Consider the following 17823-nt stretch of genomic DNA (forward strand, 5'->3'; position numbering starts at 1 on the left):
CCGGAGGCCGGGCGCGCGAACACCTTTCGGAGACCGACATGGACCTGTCCGCCACCCTTCCCGAGAAGCTGTACCTGCTGGCCTACCACCCCGAGCGCGAGCGGCTCACCGCCACCGACCGGCTCGACCTGGTGGTGCGGGCGGCGGCGCTCGTCGAACTCCTGCGGCGCGGACTGATCCGCGAGGACGGCCGGTACCCGGCCGCCGTCGCCGGCGGGCCGACCGACGGCCTGGACCCGCTCAGCGCCGCGCTGCTGGAGCAGATCCGGCAGGAGCGGCGGCGCAGCTGGCAGAGCTGGGTCGGCCGGAACCGCGGCCCGACCGCCCGCGCCGCGCGGGTGGTCCGGGACGGCCTGGCGGCGGCTGGCCGGATCCGGGTCGAGCCGCGCCGGCTGCTCGGACTGTTCCCGTCCACCAGGGTCGTCCTGACGGAGCCCCGGCTGCGCAAGTCGCTCGTGGCGTCGGTCGGCTCGGCGCTGAAGGGCCCGCTCAGCCGGGTCGACCCGGCGGACGCCGCCCTGGTCGCCCTGGTCGACGCGGCCCAGCTGGGCACGGTCCTGACCTGGAGCGGGCGGCGCGAGTTCCGCGCCCGGATCGACAAGCTGGCCCCCGCAGCCGGCCCCGTCCCGCGGGCGCTGCGCCGGGCCGTCAACGCCACCCGCGCCGACGGTGCGGCGGGGGGCTGACCGGCCTCTCCCGCGAGCCCGGTCGCCGGTCGGCGGCCGGGCTCCGTGCCGTCCGGACGGCCCGCCGGGGCCCGTAAGCTGGCCGGGTGCTCGAACCCGCCCTGCTGCCGACCCCGCTGGTGGACTGCACCGACGAGGCGTTCGCCCGGGCCGGGGTGGAACTGCGGCTCAAGCGGGACGACCTGCTGCACCCGAGCGTCCCCGGCAACAAGTGGCGCAAGCTCGCGCCCAACCTGGCCGCCGCCGTCGAGCGGGGCCACACCCGGCTGCTGACCTTCGGCGGCGCCTACTCGACCCACCTGCGGGCCGTCGCGGCCGCCGCCGGGGCGCTCGGGCTGGAGAGCGTGGGCCTGGTCCGCGGTGAGGAACTGGTGGACCGGCCGCGCAACTGGTCGCTGCGGGCCGCCGAAGCGGCCGGGATGCGGCTGGAGTTCCTGACCCGGTCCGCGTACCGGGAGGCCACCGGCCGGGCCGGCCTCGGCCGGGGGACGGACGACGGGCTGCAGCGCCGCTGGGGCCCCTGCCTGGTGCTCCCGGAGGGCGGTTCCAACGCCCTGGCCGCCGTCGGCGCCGCCGAGATCCCGGCCGAACTGCCCGATCTGGGCGCCCGCGACGTGGTCTGCTGCCCGGTCGGCACCGGCGGCACCCTGGCGGGCATCGCGGCGGGCCTGCCGCCGGGCGCACGGGCGCTCGGCGTGGCCGTGCTGCGCGGCGGCGAGGGCTACCTGGAGGCGGAGGTCACCCGGCTCCACCGGGCCGCGTACGGCCGCGGGTTCGACAACTGGCGGATCGACCACGCGCACCACGGCGGCGGCTACGGCAGGGTCCCGGCGGAGCTGGCGGCCTTCGCCGAGCGGTTCGAGCGCCGCCACGGCGTCCCGCTGGAGCGGCGTTACGTCGCCAAGCTGCTCGCCGCGCTGGCCGACCTGGCCGGGGCGGGCGCCTTCCCGCCCGGCACCCGCCTCACCGCCGTGGTCACCGGGCTGCCCGATCCCGAATAGCCGGGGGCCGGGCAGCCGGGCAGCCGGGCCCGGTCGGCCCGCTGCCGGGCCGGTCAGCCGAAGGTCAGGTTGGCGCACGGATCGGTGTCGGCGTTGCGGGTGTTCTCCGCTATGCCGGTGGGGATGCCGCCGTTCGGTGCGGTGCCCGGCGTGCCGTCGGCCGCGGTGCCGGGCGTCGGGCTCGGGGAGGACAGCGCGTTGATCTGCGTGCCGGCCGACCGGTAGTCGGCGCCGAGCGTGACGGTGATCGCCTCCGAGCCGGGCTCCTCGACCGCCTGGGCGCCGGGGAACAGCGCCACCACCTGGTCGGCGGTGGCCTTCAGCGCGGGGTCGTACGCGATCCGGGTGGCCTGGTGCCCCGGGGCGTTGGAGCCGAGCGTGATGTTCAGGAAGCCCCGCCCCTTGAGCGTCTGCTCGGCGGAGCCCGCGAGGCCGGGGGTGCCGACGCCGTTGACCACGGTGATCGGCGCCGCGGCCTGCTCGGGGGTGAGCGGCGTCCCGGCGGCCGGGGTGGCGGTGGGGGAGGAGGTCACCTGTCCCGTCCCGGCGGTGCTCTGCCCGTCCAGGGTGCGGTCCTCGCGCAGCAGCTTCCAGAGGGTGTCGGCGTCCGGCTGGACCAGCCGGATCCGGTCGCCCGCGTAGCGCCAGGGCGCGGTGACGAAGGTGACGTCGGAGAGCTTGATGTCCTGCACCGAGCGGGCGAAGTCCACCAGCTTCATCGCGGTGCCCAGCCCCTCGTCCACGGTGAGCGACTTGGTGGCGGCGTCCGCCAGCGGCAGCAGGGTGGGCAGTGAGAAGCCCTGGCCCTGGACCTTCTTGATCATCGAGGAGAGGAAGGCCTGCTGACGCTTCATCCGGCCCACGTCGGAGTTGTCGCCGATGCCGTGGCGCGCCCGCAGGTAGTCCACGGCGGACTGCCCGGAGAGCCTCTGCAGGCCCTTCTTCAGGTGGATGCCGTACTCGTTGACGTCGTTGGGCACGCAGGCCTCCACGCCGCCCACGGCGTCGGCCATCGCGGCCGCGCCCTTGAAGTCGACCACCACGGTGTGGTCGATCCGCAGCCCGGTGAGCTTCTCCACGGTGTTCTGGGTGCAGGCGGGGTTGCCCTTGGGGGCGTCGCCCACGGAGAAGGCGGAGTTGAACATCTGGTCGTTCTTGGCCGTCGTCCAGGCGCCGCTCGGCAGCCGGCAGGACGGGACGGTGACCAGGGTGTCGCGGGGTATGGAGACGCCGACGGCGTGCTTGTGGTCGGCGTAGATGTGCAGCACGATCGCGGTGTCCGAGTGGCCGACGCCCTCGTCGCCGCCGCCCAGCGCGTTGTTGCCGTCGTCGCGGGTGTCCGAGCCGAGCAGCAGCACGTTGACCGGCACGGAGGCGCCGGGGCTGGCCGGGACGGGGGCCGGCGGGCGTTCGGTGGCGACACCGCCCGCGTCGAACGTGGTGATGTTGCTGTCCAGCCGGTGGTAGAACCAGGCTCCGGCACCCACGACCGACAGCACCAGAACGGCGGCCAGGCCGATGGCGGTGCGCAGGTACCGGCGCCGGCGCGTGCTGCTGCCCATCCTCCGTGCCCCCCGTCTTCAGGTTTCTCGCGTTCGATGATTCGAACGTTAGACGTTCCGGGGGGCGGTTCGGTTACCCCCGATGGGCGAACGGGTCGCCCGTCGGGCCTGTGATGCTGGTCACGCGCCGGGGCCGGAGGCGCCCGCGAGCATCCGCTGGAGCAGGTCGCGCAGCACCGTCCGCTCGTCCGGGCAGAGCGCGGCCAGCGGCTCGCGGGCGAAGTTCAGGGACTCGCGCAGCTCGGCGGAGGCGGCCGACCCGGTGTCGGTGGCCGCGACCAGCTTGACCCGGCGGTCCTGCCGGTCCGCCTCGCGGGTGACGAAGCCGCGGGACTCCAGCCGGTCGACGATGCCGGTGATGTTGGACGGTTCGCAGCTGAGCGTCTGGGCGATCTGGCGCATCGGCATCGGCCCGCGCCGCAGCAGTGCGAGCACCTTGGCTTGGGCGCCGGTGAGCGAACGGGCGGCGGCGGCGTCCTCGTACTCGCGGTGGAAGAGCGCGACCAGGTTGGCCATGAGGTCGACGACCTCGCGGGTGATCTCGTCGGGCTGCGGCGTGGCGTCCCGGACCGGCTGAGTGTCCATGCGCCAGAGTCTACCTGAAAAGTTGACAAGGTGAACCTTTTATGTCCATCGTTACTTCAGTTGCTCAACCTTTCATGTGCCTGAACCGCAAGGAGCGCCACCCATGGCAGAGCAGACCACCCCCGCCGCCGCCCGTGAATGGCACCTCGCCGCCCGCCCCGAGGGCTGGCCGGTGCCGACCGACTTCGCCCTGGTCGAGGCCCCGGTCCGGACCCCGGGCCCGGGCGAGATCCTGGTCCGCAACGCCTACCTCTCGGTGGACCCGTACATGCGGGGCAGGATGTCGGCCCGCAAGTCCTACGCCGAGCCGTACGCGCTGAACGAGCCGATGCTGGGCGGGGCGGTCGGCCGGGTCGTCGCCTCGCAGGCCGAGGGCTTCGCCGAGGGCGACTACGTGCTGCACTTCTTCGGCTGGCGCGAGTACGCGACCTTCGACGCCCGGACGGCCGTCAAGGTGGACCCGGCCGCCGCGCCGCTCTCCACCTACCTCGGCGTCCTCGGCATGCCGGGGCTCACCGCGTACGCGGGGCTGACCCGGATCGCGGAGATCAAGGCCGGCGACGTGGTGTTCGTGTCCGGCGCGGCCGGCGCGGTGGGCGGCATCGTGGGCCAGATCGCCAAGCTGAAGGGCGCGGCGCGGGTGATCGGTTCCGCCGGCTCGGACGACAAGGTCGAGCTCCTCGTGGCGGAGTACGGGTTCGACGCCGCGTTCAACTACAAGAACGGCCCGGTGGTCGACCAACTGCGGGCGGCGGCCCCCGACGGCATCGACGTCTACTTCGACAACGTCGGCGGCGAGCACCTTGAGGCGGCGATCGAGGTGATGAACCTGCACGGCCGGATCGCGGTGTGCGGCATGATCTCGCAGTACAACGCCACCGAGCCCACCCCGGCCCCGCGCAACCTGGCGCAGATCATCGCCAAGCGCTTCCGGATGGAGGGCCTGCTCGTCGGCGACCACTACGACCTCCAGCCGCAGTTCGTCGAGGAGGTCTCGGCGTGGGTGCGCTCCGGTGAGCTCAAGTACCGCGAGACGGTGACCGAGGGCATCGACAGCACGGTGGACGCCTTCCTCGGCCTGCTGCGCGGCGCCAACACCGGCAAGATGGTCGTCCGCCTGGACGGCTGACGCACCGTCACGACCGCCGACCGCCCCGCCGCCCCGACCGGGCGTGCGAGGCGGTTCGTCGTGGAAGGTTCGCAGTCGGGCGCAGGGCGACCGGCCGCACTACCGCATTCCGGCCGGATCCGAAAGTGCGTCAGCCACGGTGCGGGGCGGCGCGGTACGGTGGTCCCGCCTGGCGATGGGGCCGTTCGGGGGAGAGATCCGGCCGAGGGGTAGACCTCGTTGAGGATTCGACTAGCATTGAGCGAAAGCCTGTCCGTTTTGCTCAATTTAGTGGCTTAATGTCGGCAAACGTGGGTAACTGTGGATCAACTGCAGGCACGAGGCAGCTGGGGAAGGCGACCCTCGTCCACAGCCTGGAGGTCCCGGTGACGACACGTGGAGTTCTCTACATCCACTCCGCGCCCCGCGCGCTGTGCCCGCACGTCGAGTGGGCCGTCGCGGGGGTGCTCAATGTGCGGGTGAGCCTGGACTGGATCCGCCAGCCGGCCGCACCCGGGCATTGGCGTGCCGAACTCTCCTGGCAGGGGGAGCCCGGCACGGCCTCGAAGCTCGCCTCCGCGCTGCGCGGCTGGCAGCTGATGCGGTACGAGGTGACCAGTGAGCCCTGCGCCACGGCGGAGGGGGAGCGGTACAGCAGCACGCCCACGCTCGGCATCTTCCACGCCGTCACGGGCATCCACGGCGACATCCTCATCCCCGAGGACCGGCTGCGCGCCGTCCTGCTGCGCGCCCGCAGCGAGGGCGCCGACCTGGAGGCCGAGATCGCCCGGCTGCTCGGCAAGCCCTGGGACGACGAGCTGGAGCCGTTCCGTTACGCGGGCGAGGGCGCGCCGGTGCGCTGGCTGCACCAGGTGGTCTGAGACCGGTGGGCACGACGAAGGGGCCGGCGCTCGCGGAGAGCGCCGGCCCCTTCGTCGCGGGCGTCAGCGGGTGCGGAAGGCCAGCACCACGTTGTGGCCGCCGAAGCCGAACGAGTTGTTCAGCGCCGCGATCCGGCCCTCGGGCAGCTTGCGGGCCTCGCCGCGCACGATGTCCGCGTCCACCTCGTCGTCCAGCTCGTCGACGTTGATGGTCGGCGGGGCGAGGCGGTTGTACAGGGCCAGCACGGTGGCGACGGTCTCGACACCGCCGGCGCCGCCCAGCAGGTGGCCGGTCATCGACTTGGTGGCCGAGACGGCGATGTGGTCGAGGTCGTCGCCGAGCTCCTTGCGGAGCGCCTTCAGCTCGGCGGTGTCGCCCTGCGGGGTCGAGGTGGCGTGCGCGTTGACGTGCGCGATCTCGGCCTTGTCCAGCTCGTTGCGCTCGAACAGGTCGGCCAGCGCGCGGGCCACGCCCGCCCCGGTCGGCTCGGGCTGGGCGATGTGGTGGGCGTCCGAGGACAGGCCCTGGCCCACGGCCTCGCAGTAGATCCGGGCGCCCCGGGCCTCGGCGTGCTCGACGGACTCCAGGACGACCACGCCGGCACCCTCGCCCAGCACGAAGCCGTCACGGGCCTTGTCGTACGGGCGGGAGGCGTGCTGCGGGTCGTCGTTGTTCTTGGACATCGCCATCATGCTGGCGAACGCGGCGATCGGCAGCGGGTGGATCGCCGCCTCGGTGCCGCCGGCCACCACGACGTCGGCGCGGCCGGTGCGGATCATCTCGATCGCGTAGCCGATCGCCTCGGCGCCGGAGGCGCAGGCGGAGACGGGGGTGTGCACACCCGCGCGGGCGCCGACCTCCAGACCGACGTTGGCCGCCGGGGAGTTGGGCATCAGCATCGGGACGGTGTGCGGGGAGACCTTGCGGGCACCCTTCTCCTTCAGCACGTCGTACTGGTCGAGGAGGGTGGTGACACCGCCGATGCCGGAGGCGATGACGGTGCCGAGGCGCTCGGGGGCGAGCTTGGAGGACTCGTCGGTGGCGGGGGTCTCGTAGCCGGCGTCGGCCCAGGCCTCGCGGGCGGCGATCACGGCGAACTGGGCCGAACGGTCCAGCTTGCGGGCCAGCGGGCGGGGCAGGATCTCGCCGGGCTCGACGGCGGTGCGCGCGGCGATCTTCACCGGCAGCTCCTCGGCCCACTCCTCGGTCAGGGCCGCCACACCGGACTTACCGGCGACCAGGTTCTCCCAGGTGCTGGCGGCGTCGGCGCCCAGCGGCGTGAAGGCGCCGATACCCGTGACGACCACGGTGCGGTTTTCAGCGGTCACTGGTTTCTTCTTCTCTCACGTTGTGCGGGGGGTCGGCGGGAGCCGAGGATGGGCCCGGCCGGGCGCCCCGGTGGGGCGTCCCGGCCGGCGGGTCGGCCGGGCTCGGTGAGCCGGGCCGACAGGTCAGCCGTCGCAGGCGTGCGGGACGCCGGACGGACTGACCGAGTCGAACGAGTCGATCGCTCAGGCGTTGGTGAGGATGTAGTCCACAGCGTCGCCCACGGTCTTCAGGTTCTTCACCTCGTCGTCCGGGATCTTGACGTCGAAGCGCTCCTCGGCGGCCACGACGACCTCGACCATGGACAGCGAGTCGACGTCCAGGTCATCGGTGAAGGACTTGTCGAGCGCGACATCCTCGGTCGGGATACCGGCGATCTCGTTGACGATCTCGGCGAGACCTTCCAGGACCTCGTCCTTGGTAGCCATACTGGCTGCTCCTCTTCAGTGTTGATCGTGTCCGACCGGCGGTCGGACACAGGCTTGTGGATCAGTGGGCGAAACGCGCCTAGGGGAGCGTAACGACTGCCGCGGCGTACACGAGACCCGCCCCGAAACCGATGATCAGCGCCAGGTCGCCGCTGTGGGCCTCGCCGGTCTCCAGCATGCGCTCCATCGCGAGCGGGATGGAGGCCGCGGAGGTGTTGCCGGTCTCCGCGATGTCACGGGCGACCGGCACCGACTCCGGCAGCTTCAGGGCCTTGATCATGGCGTCGGTGATCCGCATGTTGGCCTGGTGCGGGATGAACGCGCCGAGCTGGTCGGCGGTCACCCCGGCGGCGTCCAGCGCCTGCTGGGCGACCTTGGCCATCTCCCAGACCGCCCAGCGGAAGACCGGCTGGCCGTCCATCCGCAGGGCCGGCCACTTGGTCTCCTCGCCCGCGCCGTTGACGGCGTCGGGCTTGGCGAACGCGGTGTCCCAGGCCTCGGTCTGGGCGATCAGGTCGGCCTGCGAGCCGTCCGACCCCCAGATCAGCTTGCCGATGCCGGGCGTGTCGGACGGGCCGACGATCGCGGCGCCGGCGCCGTCGCCGAAGATGAAGGCGGTCGAGCGGTCCGACTGGTCGGTCAGGTCGCTGAGCCGCTCGACGCCGATGACCAGGACGTACTCGGCGTTGCCGCCGCGGATCATGCCGTCGGCCAGGCCCAGGCCGTAGCCGAAGCCGGCGCAGGCGGCCGAGATGTCGAAGGCCGGGGCGGTGCCGCAGCCGAGCCGCTCGGCGATCTCGGTGGCGATCGCGGGGGTCTGCTTGAGGTGCGAGACGGTCGCGACGATCACGCCGCCGATCCGGTCGGGGGAGATCCCGGCCTGGGCGATGGCCTTGCCGGCGGCCTGGATCGACATCTCGGCGACGGACTCGTCCGGGCCGGCCCAGCGGCGCTCGGCGATCCCGCTGCGGGTGCGGATCCACTCGTCCGAGGAGTCGATCCACTCCAGGACCTCGGCGTTGGGGATCACCCGGACCGGGCGGTAGCCGCCGACGCCGAGGATGCGCGAGTACTGCGCACCCGTGGCGGGACGGATCTGCGGCTTCGTCATGCCTGGATCTCCTGGTCCTGACCGCCGTGCTCCGCGACGAGCTCGCGGGCCTTGTCCAGATCGGCGGGGGTCTTGAGGGCGAGCGTGGCCACACCCTTGAGGTTGCGCTTGAGCAGGCCGGTGAGGGTGCCCGCGGGGGACAGCTCGATCACGGCCGTCGCGCCCAGCTGCCCGAGGGTCTCCATGCAGAGGTCCCAGCGGACCGGGTTGGAGACCTGCGACACCAGGCGGGCGAGCACCTCGGCGCCGGAGTCCACGACCGCGCCGTCCTTGTTGGAGACGTAGCGGACCAGCGGGTCGGCCGCGGTCAGGGTCGGGGCCAGCTCTGCCAGCCGCTCGACGCCCGGGGCCATGTGCTCGGTGTGGAACGCGCCGGCCACCTTCAGGGCGATCAGCTTGGCGCCGGCCGGCGGGTCCGCCTTCAGCGTCTCCAGCTGGGCCAGCGTGCCGGCGGCGACGATCTGGCCGCCGCCGTTGTTGTTGGCCGCGGTCAGGCCGTGCTCGGCGAGCTTCGCGGCGACGACCTCCGGATCGCCGCCGAGCACGGCGGTCATGCCGGTCTCGGTGACGGCGGCGGCCGCGGCCATGGCCCGGCCGCGTTCGCGTACGAAGGTCAGCGCGTCACGGGCGCTGAGCACACCGGCGCCGGCGGCGGCGGTGATCTCGCCGACGCTGTGGCCGGCGACGGCGCCGACCAGCTTGCGGGCGGCGTCCTCGTCCGGGAACAGCTCACGGGCGGTCACCAGGCCGGCCGCGACGAGCAGCGGCTGGGCGACGGCGGTGTCCTTGATCTCCTCGGCGGACGCCTCGGTGCCGGCGTGCACCAGGTCGAGCCCGGCGACCTCCGACCAGCCGCGGAGGCGGTCGGCGACACCGTCGAGCTCCAGCCAGGGGCTGAGGAAACCGGGGGTCTGGGCACCCTGTCCAGGGGCGACGATTACGAGCACGGTTCAACCCTCTCTCGCCAGGCGCCCAGGGGCGGGTAGGCGACGGTAACGAAGAAAACCATCCGGGATTGTATGGTCCCTACACTCCGGCTCAGCCGGGCTCCCCGGCGGCGGTCAGCCGGCCGAGGGCCAGTGCGATCCGCAGAGTGAACGCCGAACGTACGTCGGAGGGGGCGTACCCCGTGACGTCGGTCACACGTCGTAGCCGGTAGCGCACCGTGTTGGGGTGGACGAAGAGCATCCGGGCCGCCCCCTCCAGGGAAGAGGCCTGTTCCAGGTAGACACTCAGCGTCTCCAGCAGTGCCGAGCCCGCCTCGTCCAGCGGTGTGTAGATCTCCTCCACCAACTGGCGGCGGGCGGCCTGGTCGCCGGCCAGCGCCCGCTCGGGCAGCAGGTCGTCCGCCAGCACCGGGCGGGGGGCGTCCGGCCAGGCCGCGCAGGCGCGCAGACCGGCCGCGGCGGCGTGCGCGGAACGGGTCGCGGAGAGCAGGTCGGGCACGGTCGGGCCGACCACCACCGGCCCCGGCGCGAACTGGCCGATCAGCGCCCGGGCGGCGTGCACCGGCTCCTTCTCGCCGCCGACCACGACCACCAGGCGCTTGCCCAGCACCCCGGTCAGCACGTTCAGCTTGGCGTACCGGGCGGCCCGGCGGATCGCCTCCACCACCAGCTCGCTGTCGCCGTCCGGCGCGCTGCCCATCACCACCCGGACCTGGCTGGGCTGCCCCCAGCCGAGCGCCGCGGCGCGGGAGAGCACGCCCTCGTCGGCGTCCCCGGACAGCAGGGAGTTGACCACCAGTGCCTCCAGCCGGGCGTCCCAGGCGCCGCGCGCCTCGGCCGCCTGGGCGTACACCTGGGCGGTGGCGAAGGCGATCTCCCGGGCGTAGACCAGCACCGACTCGCGCATGTCCGCCTCGTCGCCGGGCGCGGCCACCTCCTCGATGGCCTCCTCCATCACCTCGATCGTGGTGCGGATCAGCTCGACGGTCTGGCGCAGGGTGATCGCCCTGGTCAGCTCGCGCGGGGCTGTGCCGAAGACGTCGGTGGAGATCGCCCGGGCGGCCTCGGGGTGGCGGTACCACTCGGTGAAGGCGGCGATGCCGGCCTGGGCGACCAGGCCGATCCAGGACCGGTGCTCCGGCGGCATCCGCCGGTACCAGCCGAGCTCGTCGTCCATCCGCGCGATCGCGGCGGTGGCCAGCTTGCCCGAGGACTTCTCCAGCCGCTTGAGCGTCGCGGCCCGGCGCTCGGCCCGCTCGGCGGCGTTTCTGCGCTCCTGGGCCGTCAGGCGCGGCGCGGGGCGGCCGGGACGGTCGCGGGCGGTCCGGGGAGCCGGGCTCTTCCCGGTGGGTTCGACGGCGGGACTGGGTTCGCTCTTGGAGTTCGCGGATGCGGCTGGCACAAGGACAAGACTGCCTCACGTGAGTGACTGCTCGTGCACACCCCCCGGCGCAGCGGCGCGGTGGCAAGGGTCACACCCGTTACGGTGGGGGCCGTGACCGAAGCCGCTGACCGCCCCCGTGCCGACCTGCGCCGCACCGCCGAGCGCTACCGCTCCGCTCCGGCCGAGGGCGTCGAGACCCGCCACGCGTTCTCCTTCTCCGGCCACTACGACCCCAAGAACACGCACTTCGGCGCGCTGCTCGCGTGCAACGAGGAACTCCTCGCCCCCGGCGCCGGGTTCGAGGAGCACAAGCACCGGGACACCGAGATCCTCACCTGGGTGCTGGAGGGCGCGCTCGCCCATCGGGACTCCCACGGCCACGGCGGGGTGGTCCGGCCCGGGATGGTCCAGCACCTCAGCGCCGGCTCCGGCGTCACCCACACCGAGCGCAACGTCGGCGGCGCCACCGGTCCGGTCCGCTTCGTCCAGATGTGGCTCCAGCCGGACGAGTTCGACGCGGCGCCCGCGTACGGGCTGCGCCAGGTGGAACCGGCGGACGGCGGGTTGACACTGCTCGCCTCCGGCCTGGAGCGCGACGCCGGGACGCACGCCCTGCGGCTGCGCCGGAGCGACGCCGCGCTGTGGCTGGTGAGCGCCGGACCGTGGCAGCCGCTGCCGGAACTGCCCGCCGCCCCGTGGCGGTACGCCCACCTGACGGCCGGGGCGCTGGGCTACCGGACCGTCCCGGGGCCCAAGGGCGGCGGCCGCTCGATGGCCCCGGGCGACAGCGTGCGGATCACCGGCGACGCCTTCGCCGCCCCGACGGCGGGCGAGGCCGGCGCGGAACTCCTGCTGTGGGAGATGCACTCGCCGGTCTCGTACGGCTGAGCCCCGGAACCCGGGCCCCGGAGCCTGGGCCCCGGAGCCTGGGCCTCGGCGCGCCGGGCCGCGAGCGGCGGGCGCCTACGCCGCGGGCCTAGCGGAGCTCGGCCAGGACCGCGTCGGAGAAGGCCGGCCAGGCCTCGACCGCCCACGGGCCGAAGTCCCGGTCGGTGAGCGCGACGCAGGCCGCACCCGCCTGCGGGTCGACCCACAGGAAGGTGCCGGACTGGCCGAAGTGGCCGAAGGTGGCGGGCGAGTTGGCCGTGCCGGTCCAGTGCGGGCTCTTGCCGTCGCGGATCTCGAAGCCGAGGCCCCAGTCGTTCGGGCGGCGGTGGCCGTAACCGGGCAGCACGCCGCCGGTGCCGGGGAAGGCGACCTCGCGGGTGGCCCGCAGGACGGTGGACGGGTCCAGCAGCTTGGGCGCCTGCAGCTCGGCGGCGAACCGGGCGAGGTCGGCGACGGTGGACAGGCCGCCGGCGCCGGCCGGGGACTTGTGCGCGGTGTTGATCAGCGTGTCGGTCATGCCCAGCGGCTCGAAGACCGCCTCGGCGACGTAGCGGGAGAACTCGATCCCGGCGGCCTCGGACAGCGTCCGCGCCAGCGCGTCGAAGCCCGCGTTGGAGTAGAGCCGGCGGTTGCCGGGCTCGGCGAACACCCGGTCCTCGTCGAAGCCCAGGCCGGAGGTGTGCGCGAGCAGGTGGCGGACGGTCGCACCGGGCGGCCCGGCCGGGTCGTCCAGTTCGAACACGCCCTCCTCGACCGCGACCAGCGCCGCGTAGGAGGTGAGCAGCTTGGTCACCGAGGCCAGCGGGAAGAGGTGCTGCTGCGGCCCGTGCGCCCCCAGCACCGCGCCGTCCGCCCCCCGGACCACCGCTGCCGCGGCGTGGGGCACCGGCCAGTTCTCGATCACGCGCAAGCTCTCCATGGGTCCCGACTGTAGTCGGGGCCGGCGCGGGGCGGCGGGGCACCCCGGTCCCAGCCGGGTGGTGCGCGCACCAGGCTGCCGGGCCCGTCCGGCTTGCTTGGAGTGCACTCCAACTCGGTAGCGTCGTTCCCGTCGCACAGGACAGGGGGAAACGTTCGATGGCCACACCCGCACGCGTCGAGATCGACCTGCGCAGCTGCTCCGAAGTGTTCAACCGGGCCCCGGGCGGGGAGCCGGACCGCACACCTCGGCACACCATCAGCGAGGTCGCCGCGGCGAGCGGCCTGACCGCCCACACCCTGCGCTGGTACGAGCGGATCGGCCTGCTGGACCCGGTCGACCGCGCGGTCGGCGGGCAGCGCCGCTACTGCGACGCCGACCTGTACCGGCTGGCCTTCCTGGGCCGGCTGCGCCTGACCGGCATGTCCATCGCGGACATGCTCAAGTACGTGGACATGGCCCGCGAGGGCGAGCGGACCTACGAGGGGCGACGCCGCCTGCTGGAGGCCCAGCGCGAGGAGGTCCGGCAGAGGATCGCCGACCTTCAGGCCACCCTCGCCGTCCTCGACTACAAGATCGATCTCTATGCCGGGAAGACCGTCGACACCACCGGCGCCCCGGTCCGATGCCAGTACAACCGTGTAGAGGAAGAGCAGAGCGCATGACTCACCCCGTCCTTCCCACCGCCGAACTCGGCACCGACGGCCCGCTGGTGGGCGTCCAGGGCCTCGGCTGCATGGGCATGAGCGAGTTCTACGGCCCCACCGACTCCGACGAGGCGCTGGCCACCCTGGCCGCCGCGCTGGAGGCCGGGGTCACCCTGTTCGACACCGCCGACGCCTACGGCTACGGCCGCAACGAGGAGTTCATCGGCCCCTTCGTCCGGGCCAACCGGGACAAGGTGGTGCTCGCCACCAAGTTCGCCCTCCTGCGCAAGGAGGAGGACCCGGGCTACCGCGGCATCAGCAACGACCCCGCGTACATCCGGGCCGCCGTGGACGCCTCGCTGCGCCGCCTCGGCGTGGACGAGATCGACCTCTACTACATGCACCGCCGTGACCCGGCCGTGCCGCTGGCCGACTCGGTCGGCGCCATGGCCGAGCTGGTCGAGGCCGGCAAGGTGCGCCACCTGGGCCTGTCCGAGGTGACCGGCGCCGAGCTGCGCGAGGCGCACGCGGTCCACCCGATCGCGGCGGTGCAGTCCGAGTGGTCGGTGTTCGCCCGTGACGTCGAGCGCACGGTGGTGCCGGCCGCGGCCGAGCTTGGCGTCGCCTTCGTGCCGTACTCGCCGCTCGGACGCGGCTTCCTGACCGGCTCGTTCCAGGCCGCCGAGCAGCTCGCGGCGGACGACGTGCGCCGCACCCAGCCGCGGTTCACCGGCGACAACGCGGCGGCCAACGGCGAGCTGCTCGCGCCGCTGCGGGAGGTCGCGACGTCGCGCGGGGTGACCCTGGCCCAGGTCGCGCTGGCCTGGGTGCACCAGCGGGCGGAGGTGCACGGGCTGACCGTGGTGCCGATCCCGGGCACCCGCAAGCGCAGCCGCCTCGCCGAGAACGCCGCTGCGGCGACGCTGCTGCTGGACGCGGAGGAGCTGGCGCTGCTGGAGCCGGTGGCCGGCCGGGTGGCGGGGGACCGCTACGCGGACATGGGCTTCACCTCGGTCGGCCGGGAGTAGTCCCGGGCGGCCGGCGAAGTCCGAGCGGGCGGCGTCGTCCTCGTCGGTCGGCGCGGTCCGGCGCGGTCCTCGTCGGTCCGTGCGGGCGGCGCGGCCCGGGACGGAACAGCCGGGCGGGCCCGGGGAGTCGGTGGCTCCCCGGGCCCGCTCCGTCACGCGGTTCAGGCCGTGCGGCCCATCCAGGCCGCCAGCCGGGCGTGGATGTCGGCGTCCTCGGCGACCGGCTGCACCTCGGCGAACGGGACGCCCTCGACCCGGCTCTCGGGCGGCAGCACCATCTCGGCGACGGCCAGCGCGGTGTGCGCGAGCCCCTCGTCCAGCACGAAGCCGTTGTCCAGGGCCGTGGCGATGTCCCAGCTGTGGGTCACCGCCTCCATCACGTAGCCGCCGACCACCATCCCGCCGGGCACCTCGCCCCAGGGGGCGAAGGTCGGGCGGCCCAGCTTGGCGTCGTCCGCCCAGGCGGCGGTGGCGCGGCCGGCCGCCCGTGCGAGCGCGGCCGGCCAGCCCTCGTCCGACGGGTCCTCGATGGCGGGCACGATGTCCTCGGCGCGGCCGCCCTCACCCATGTACGCGAAGCGGTGGATGCCGCCGACGACGTGGTTCAGCAGCCGGCGCAGCGTGAACTCGCTGCAGGGGGTGGGCCGGTCGAGGTCCGCCGGGGTGACGGCGGCGAACAGCTTCTCCAGCTGGGCGAGGGCGAGCAGGTACTGCGGGCGGGCGTCCTGGACGGCGTTCACGTGCGGTCAACTCCCCGTGGTGGGTCGGTCTTTCGGGCTCGGAACGCAATCTCCCAGTAAAACCTGACAACTGCCGTCAGGATTACTGGGATTCTTGTCGTATGAAGGCCGACCGCCTGCTCTCCATCCTCCTCCTGCTCCAGACCCGCGGCCGGGTGTCCGCCACCGAACTCGCCGAGCGGCTGGAGGTGTCCGTCCGCACCGTCTACCGCGACGTGGAGTCGCTCTCCGCCGCCGGCGTGCCCGTGTTCACCGAGCGCGGGCGGCACGGCGGCATCGGCCTGCTGCCCGGCTACCGCACCGACGTCACCGGCCTGACCGCGGACGAGGCCAGGGCGCTGTTCGTGCTCTCCGCCCAGGGTGCGCACAGCGACCTCGGGCTGGACGGCGCGCTCGGCTCGGCGCTGCGCAAGGTGATGGCGGCGCTGCCGGCCCCGCACCGCCCGGCCGCCGAGCGGATCAGCGAGCGGATCCTGGTCGACCCGGCCCGCTGGATGCAGGGCGCCGCGTCCGCCGCCGCGTCCGGCCCGGACCTGGGCGAGCTGCAGTACGCGGTCTTCGCCGACCGCCGGCTGCGGCTGCGCTACCGGCACAGCGGGACGCCCGCGCCGGTGGAGTACACCGTCGACCCGTACGGGCTGGTGAGCAAGGCCTCGGTCTGGTACCTGGTGGCCGATCTGCACGGCGAGCCGCGGCTGTTCCGGGCCGACCGGGTGCTGACCGCCGAGACCGCCGAGGAGGCGGTGCGGCGTCGGGCCGGGGTCGGGCTCGGCGAGGTGTGGGCGGTGCTCCGCGAGCAGGTCGAGCGGCTCCCCAAGGAGCTGCCGGTGCGGGTGCGGGTGCGTCGCGGGCGGCTGGACCTCTTCCTGCGCATCCACGGCGGCCGGGTCACCGTGCAGCCGCCGGAGGCGGGCGCCGGGGCGGCGGAGGAGTGGGTGGAGGTGGCGATGGCCTTCCCGGCCCCGGCGGCGGTCCGGTCGCTGCTGGCCTTCGGCGCGGACGTCGAGGTGCTGGCCCCGCCGGCCGCGCGGCGCGAGCTGGCCCGGGCGGCGGCGGACGCCCTGCGGCTGTACCAGGACCAGTCGTCGTAGCCGGGTCGGACGCCGTCGCCGGCCCCGTCGTCGTGACCGGGGCCGACGGTGACCGGGACCGGCCACGGCGGGCTGCGACTAGGAGTTGGGCTCGGTCCGGACCACGTCCCGGTAGTGGCCGAGCGAGATCGCCGCGAAGTTGTGCAGGCTGTCGGTGCCGTCCGTGAAGTAGCCGTTGTGGCCGACCGCGCGGGCCGAGGAGATCTGCTCGGCACCGAAGCCGCTGCCGGTCGGGTCGGCGCCGTGGCCGAGCTTGCCGACCTCCAGGAACGGGACGTTGCCGATCCAGTCGCTGGGGTTGCGGGCGGCCCAGACGTGCACGCCGGTGCCCAGGTCGGCGGCGCTCTGCACGCCCATGCCGGGGGAGCCGAACACCATCATGTCGGTGATGCCCGAGGTGTCGGACGGCGAGGCGGCCGCGCGGAGGACCTTCGGGGCGGCGGTGCCGCACACCACCGAGCCGTACGAGTGGCAGAGCAGCGACGGGGGCGCGTCCGGCCGGGTGGTCTCCTTGAGTCCGGCGAGCAGTCGCTCCAGCCGGGGCGCGGCGACGTCGGCGAGCCGGGAGGTGGCCGCGTCCGGGCCGAGGCCGGAGGGGGTGACGTAGCCGGTCCAGGAGATCACGGCGGTCCGGGTGCCCGGGGCCTGGCGCTGCTCCTCGGCGTGCAGGGCGCGGGCCATGCCGGCCGGGGAGCGCAGCGGCTCGGCGGTCTGGTCGAAGTGGCCGAGGTCGGCGTCCGATCCGGGGACGAGGACGGAGATCCGCTCGGCGTCGGCGAGGTCGCCCCACACTTCGGTGACCAGGCCGCGGCCGCGCGGGTCGAAGGCCAGGATCTGCCGGCCGGGGGCGAGCAGGTGCTCGACGTCGTTGGCGCGGGAGACGGCCAGCGCGCGGGTGTCGGAGTCGAGCTTGCGGTCCGCGGCGCGGGTCCGGGCGGTGTCGCGTTCGACGGCCAGGGCGATCCGGTTGGCGCGGTAGCGCAGGTCCAGCGGGGCGCCGTCGTAGTTGCCGACGACCAGCGGGTACTGCTGGATCAGCCGGTCCAGCTCGGTGGGCGCGAGCGAGGCGAAGAACTCCGCGGCGGCGGCCGGGCTGGTGGTGGCCGGGTCGGGCAGGGCGTGGCCGAAGGAGTGGTCCTGGATCCAGGCGGCGCTGCCGGCCGGGGGCGTGGAGATCGCCAGCTGCTCGGAGGAGACCGCGGCCGCGGCGGCCGAGGCGCCGGCGTCGGCGAGCACGGCGCAACCCGCGAACGCTCCGATCAGTACCCGCTTCCAGCGTCGACGGTTGCGCACCGCACCAACTCCCTTGGGGCCCGTCACCGTTTCTCGGGCGGTGCCCGGAGGGTGCGATAAGGACTGCTGACTTCCCTGCGCAAGCCTAGGGGGCTCGAAGGGGCGGCGGGCGCGCCTAAACTGTGGGATGGATCACATGAACCGGGGGTGTCCTCGCGGCGTCTCCCAGTGGTTCGGGCCGGGCCCGAACGGCCGTG

At 73.9% G+C, this 17823-nt stretch carries 18 protein-coding genes; 8 read left to right on the forward strand and 10 right to left on the reverse strand.

The features are described from left to right. Positions 1-38 precede the first annotated feature (38 nt). Positions 39-686: a GPP34 family phosphoprotein gene (locus ACIRST_RS21745; RefSeq protein ID WP_350523958.1), complete on the forward strand. Its 648-nt coding sequence runs from the start codon at positions 39-41 to the stop codon at positions 684-686. An 86-nt stretch (positions 687-772) separates the two neighbouring features. Continuing rightward, entirely contained in the window at positions 773-1687 is a 915-nt protein-coding gene (locus ACIRST_RS21750; RefSeq protein WP_402803657.1) for a 1-aminocyclopropane-1-carboxylate deaminase/D-cysteine desulfhydrase, read from the forward strand. A gap of 53 nt (positions 1688-1740) precedes the next feature. Here ACIRST_RS21750 and ACIRST_RS21755 read toward each other — a convergent pair whose 3' ends face one another. Together ACIRST_RS21755 and ACIRST_RS21760 are read right to left on the reverse strand one after the other, a co-directional pair. Then, positions 1741-3249, reverse strand: a complete 1509-nt coding sequence (locus ACIRST_RS21755) for an LCP family protein (protein WP_402803659.1) — start codon at positions 3247-3249, stop codon at positions 1741-1743. A 120-nt stretch (positions 3250-3369) separates the two neighbouring features. Next, positions 3370-3834, reverse strand: coding sequence for a MarR family winged helix-turn-helix transcriptional regulator (locus tag ACIRST_RS21760; RefSeq protein ID WP_402803661.1), 465 nt, complete (start codon positions 3832-3834; stop codon positions 3370-3372). Positions 3835-3937: 103 nt separating this feature from the next. On the opposite strand from ACIRST_RS21760, the gene ACIRST_RS21765 reads away from it, so the two are divergent. Together ACIRST_RS21765 and ACIRST_RS21770 are read left to right on the forward strand one after the other, a co-directional pair. After that, the gene (locus ACIRST_RS21765) at positions 3938-4963 is read left to right on the forward strand and encodes an NADP-dependent oxidoreductase (RefSeq protein ID WP_402803663.1); all 1026 of its coding nucleotides are present in this window, start codon (positions 3938-3940) and stop codon (positions 4961-4963) included. 365 nt (positions 4964-5328) lie between these two features. Continuing rightward, on the forward strand, positions 5329-5823 hold the full coding sequence (locus tag ACIRST_RS21770; RefSeq protein ID WP_402803665.1) for a DUF3145 domain-containing protein: 495 nt from the start codon (positions 5329-5331) through the stop codon (positions 5821-5823). Between the two features lie 63 nt (positions 5824-5886). Here ACIRST_RS21770 and fabF read toward each other — a convergent pair whose 3' ends face one another. The 5 genes from fabF to ACIRST_RS21795 form a co-directional block, all read right to left on the reverse strand. Further along, entirely contained in the window at positions 5887-7152 is a 1266-nt protein-coding gene (fabF, locus tag ACIRST_RS21775; RefSeq protein WP_350523964.1) for a beta-ketoacyl-ACP synthase II, read from the reverse strand. 183 nt (positions 7153-7335) lie between these two features. Then, a complete protein-coding gene (locus ACIRST_RS21780; RefSeq protein WP_189918130.1) occupies positions 7336-7578 on the reverse strand; it encodes an acyl carrier protein in 243 nt (80 codons plus the stop codon). A 79-nt stretch (positions 7579-7657) separates the two neighbouring features. Further along, positions 7658-8689 (reverse strand): beta-ketoacyl-ACP synthase III, encoded by a 1032-nt coding sequence (locus ACIRST_RS21785; protein WP_350523965.1) that lies wholly within the window; start codon positions 8687-8689, stop codon positions 7658-7660. Continuing rightward, positions 8686-9636 (reverse strand): ACP S-malonyltransferase, encoded by a 951-nt coding sequence (locus tag ACIRST_RS21790; protein WP_350523966.1) that lies wholly within the window; start codon positions 9634-9636, stop codon positions 8686-8688. The genes ACIRST_RS21785 and ACIRST_RS21790 overlap by 4 nt, the downstream gene beginning before the upstream one ends. Positions 9637-9727: 91 nt before the next feature. Beyond that, positions 9728-10924 (reverse strand): helix-turn-helix domain-containing protein, encoded by a 1197-nt coding sequence (locus ACIRST_RS21795; RefSeq protein ID WP_350523991.1) that lies wholly within the window; start codon positions 10922-10924, stop codon positions 9728-9730. Between the two features lie 207 nt (positions 10925-11131). Between ACIRST_RS21795 and ACIRST_RS21800 the strand changes: the two genes are divergently transcribed. After that, positions 11132-11908 (forward strand): pirin family protein, encoded by a 777-nt coding sequence (locus ACIRST_RS21800; RefSeq protein WP_350523967.1) that lies wholly within the window; start codon positions 11132-11134, stop codon positions 11906-11908. 88 nt (positions 11909-11996) lie between these two features. Here the strand turns inward: ACIRST_RS21800 and ACIRST_RS21805 are convergent, their stop codons facing one another. Continuing rightward, entirely contained in the window at positions 11997-12827 is an 831-nt protein-coding gene (locus ACIRST_RS21805; RefSeq protein WP_350523968.1) for a serine hydrolase domain-containing protein, read from the reverse strand. Between the two features lie 158 nt (positions 12828-12985). Here ACIRST_RS21805 and ACIRST_RS21810 point away from each other — a divergent pair, with 158 nt between their 5' ends. Then, positions 12986-13492, forward strand: a complete 507-nt coding sequence (locus ACIRST_RS21810) for a MerR family transcriptional regulator (protein WP_396549501.1) — start codon at positions 12986-12988, stop codon at positions 13490-13492. After that, complete coding sequence (locus tag ACIRST_RS21815) at positions 13489-14502, forward strand: aldo/keto reductase (protein WP_402803668.1); 1014 nt, start codon at positions 13489-13491, stop codon at positions 14500-14502. Before ACIRST_RS21810 ends, ACIRST_RS21815 begins: the two co-directional genes overlap by 4 nt. 161 nt (positions 14503-14663) lie before the next feature. Here the strand turns inward: ACIRST_RS21815 and ACIRST_RS21820 are convergent, their stop codons facing one another. Further along, entirely contained in the window at positions 14664-15242 is a 579-nt protein-coding gene (locus tag ACIRST_RS21820) for a TIGR03086 family metal-binding protein (protein ID WP_396549499.1), read from the reverse strand. Between the two features lie 101 nt (positions 15243-15343). Here ACIRST_RS21820 and ACIRST_RS21825 point away from each other — a divergent pair, with 101 nt between their 5' ends. Then, positions 15344-16333: a WYL domain-containing protein gene (locus tag ACIRST_RS21825; RefSeq protein ID WP_350523972.1), complete on the forward strand. Its 990-nt coding sequence runs from the start codon at positions 15344-15346 to the stop codon at positions 16331-16333. Positions 16334-16411: 78 nt separating this feature from the next. Here ACIRST_RS21825 and ACIRST_RS21830 read toward each other — a convergent pair whose 3' ends face one another. Further along, a complete protein-coding gene (locus tag ACIRST_RS21830) occupies positions 16412-17626 on the reverse strand; it encodes an alpha/beta hydrolase (protein ID WP_402803672.1) in 1215 nt (404 codons plus the stop codon). Positions 17627-17823 lie beyond the last annotated feature (197 nt).

It is taken from the genome of Kitasatospora sp. NPDC101447 (genome assembly GCF_044767225.1).
Lineage (GTDB): Bacteria > Actinomycetota > Actinomycetes > Streptomycetales > Streptomycetaceae > Kitasatospora.

Excerpts from the sequence above, each read along its gene's own strand:
- ACIRST_RS21765 (WP_402803663.1), top strand. The coding sequence starts at position 3,938 with ATGGCAGAGCAGACCACCCCCGCCGCCGCCCGTGAATGGCACCTCGCC.
- ACIRST_RS21805 (WP_350523968.1), bottom strand. The coding sequence starts at position 12,827 with ATGGAGAGCTTGCGCGTGATCGAGAACTGGCCGGTGCCCCACGCCGCG.
- ACIRST_RS21760 (WP_402803661.1), bottom strand. The coding sequence starts at position 3,834 with ATGGACACTCAGCCGGTCCGGGACGCCACGCCGCAGCCCGACGAGATC.
- ACIRST_RS21785 (WP_350523965.1), bottom strand. The coding sequence starts at position 8,689 with ATGACGAAGCCGCAGATCCGTCCCGCCACGGGTGCGCAGTACTCGCGC.
- ACIRST_RS21810 (WP_396549501.1), top strand. The coding sequence starts at position 12,986 with ATGGCCACACCCGCACGCGTCGAGATCGACCTGCGCAGCTGCTCCGAA.
- ACIRST_RS21815 (WP_402803668.1), top strand. The coding sequence starts at position 13,489 with ATGACTCACCCCGTCCTTCCCACCGCCGAACTCGGCACCGACGGCCCG.
- ACIRST_RS21780 (WP_189918130.1), bottom strand. The coding sequence starts at position 7,578 with ATGGCTACCAAGGACGAGGTCCTGGAAGGTCTCGCCGAGATCGTCAAC.
- ACIRST_RS21825 (WP_350523972.1), top strand. The coding sequence starts at position 15,344 with ATGAAGGCCGACCGCCTGCTCTCCATCCTCCTCCTGCTCCAGACCCGC.
- ACIRST_RS21755 (WP_402803659.1), bottom strand. The coding sequence starts at position 3,249 with ATGGGCAGCAGCACGCGCCGGCGCCGGTACCTGCGCACCGCCATCGGC.
- ACIRST_RS21745 (WP_350523958.1), top strand. The coding sequence starts at position 39 with ATGGACCTGTCCGCCACCCTTCCCGAGAAGCTGTACCTGCTGGCCTAC.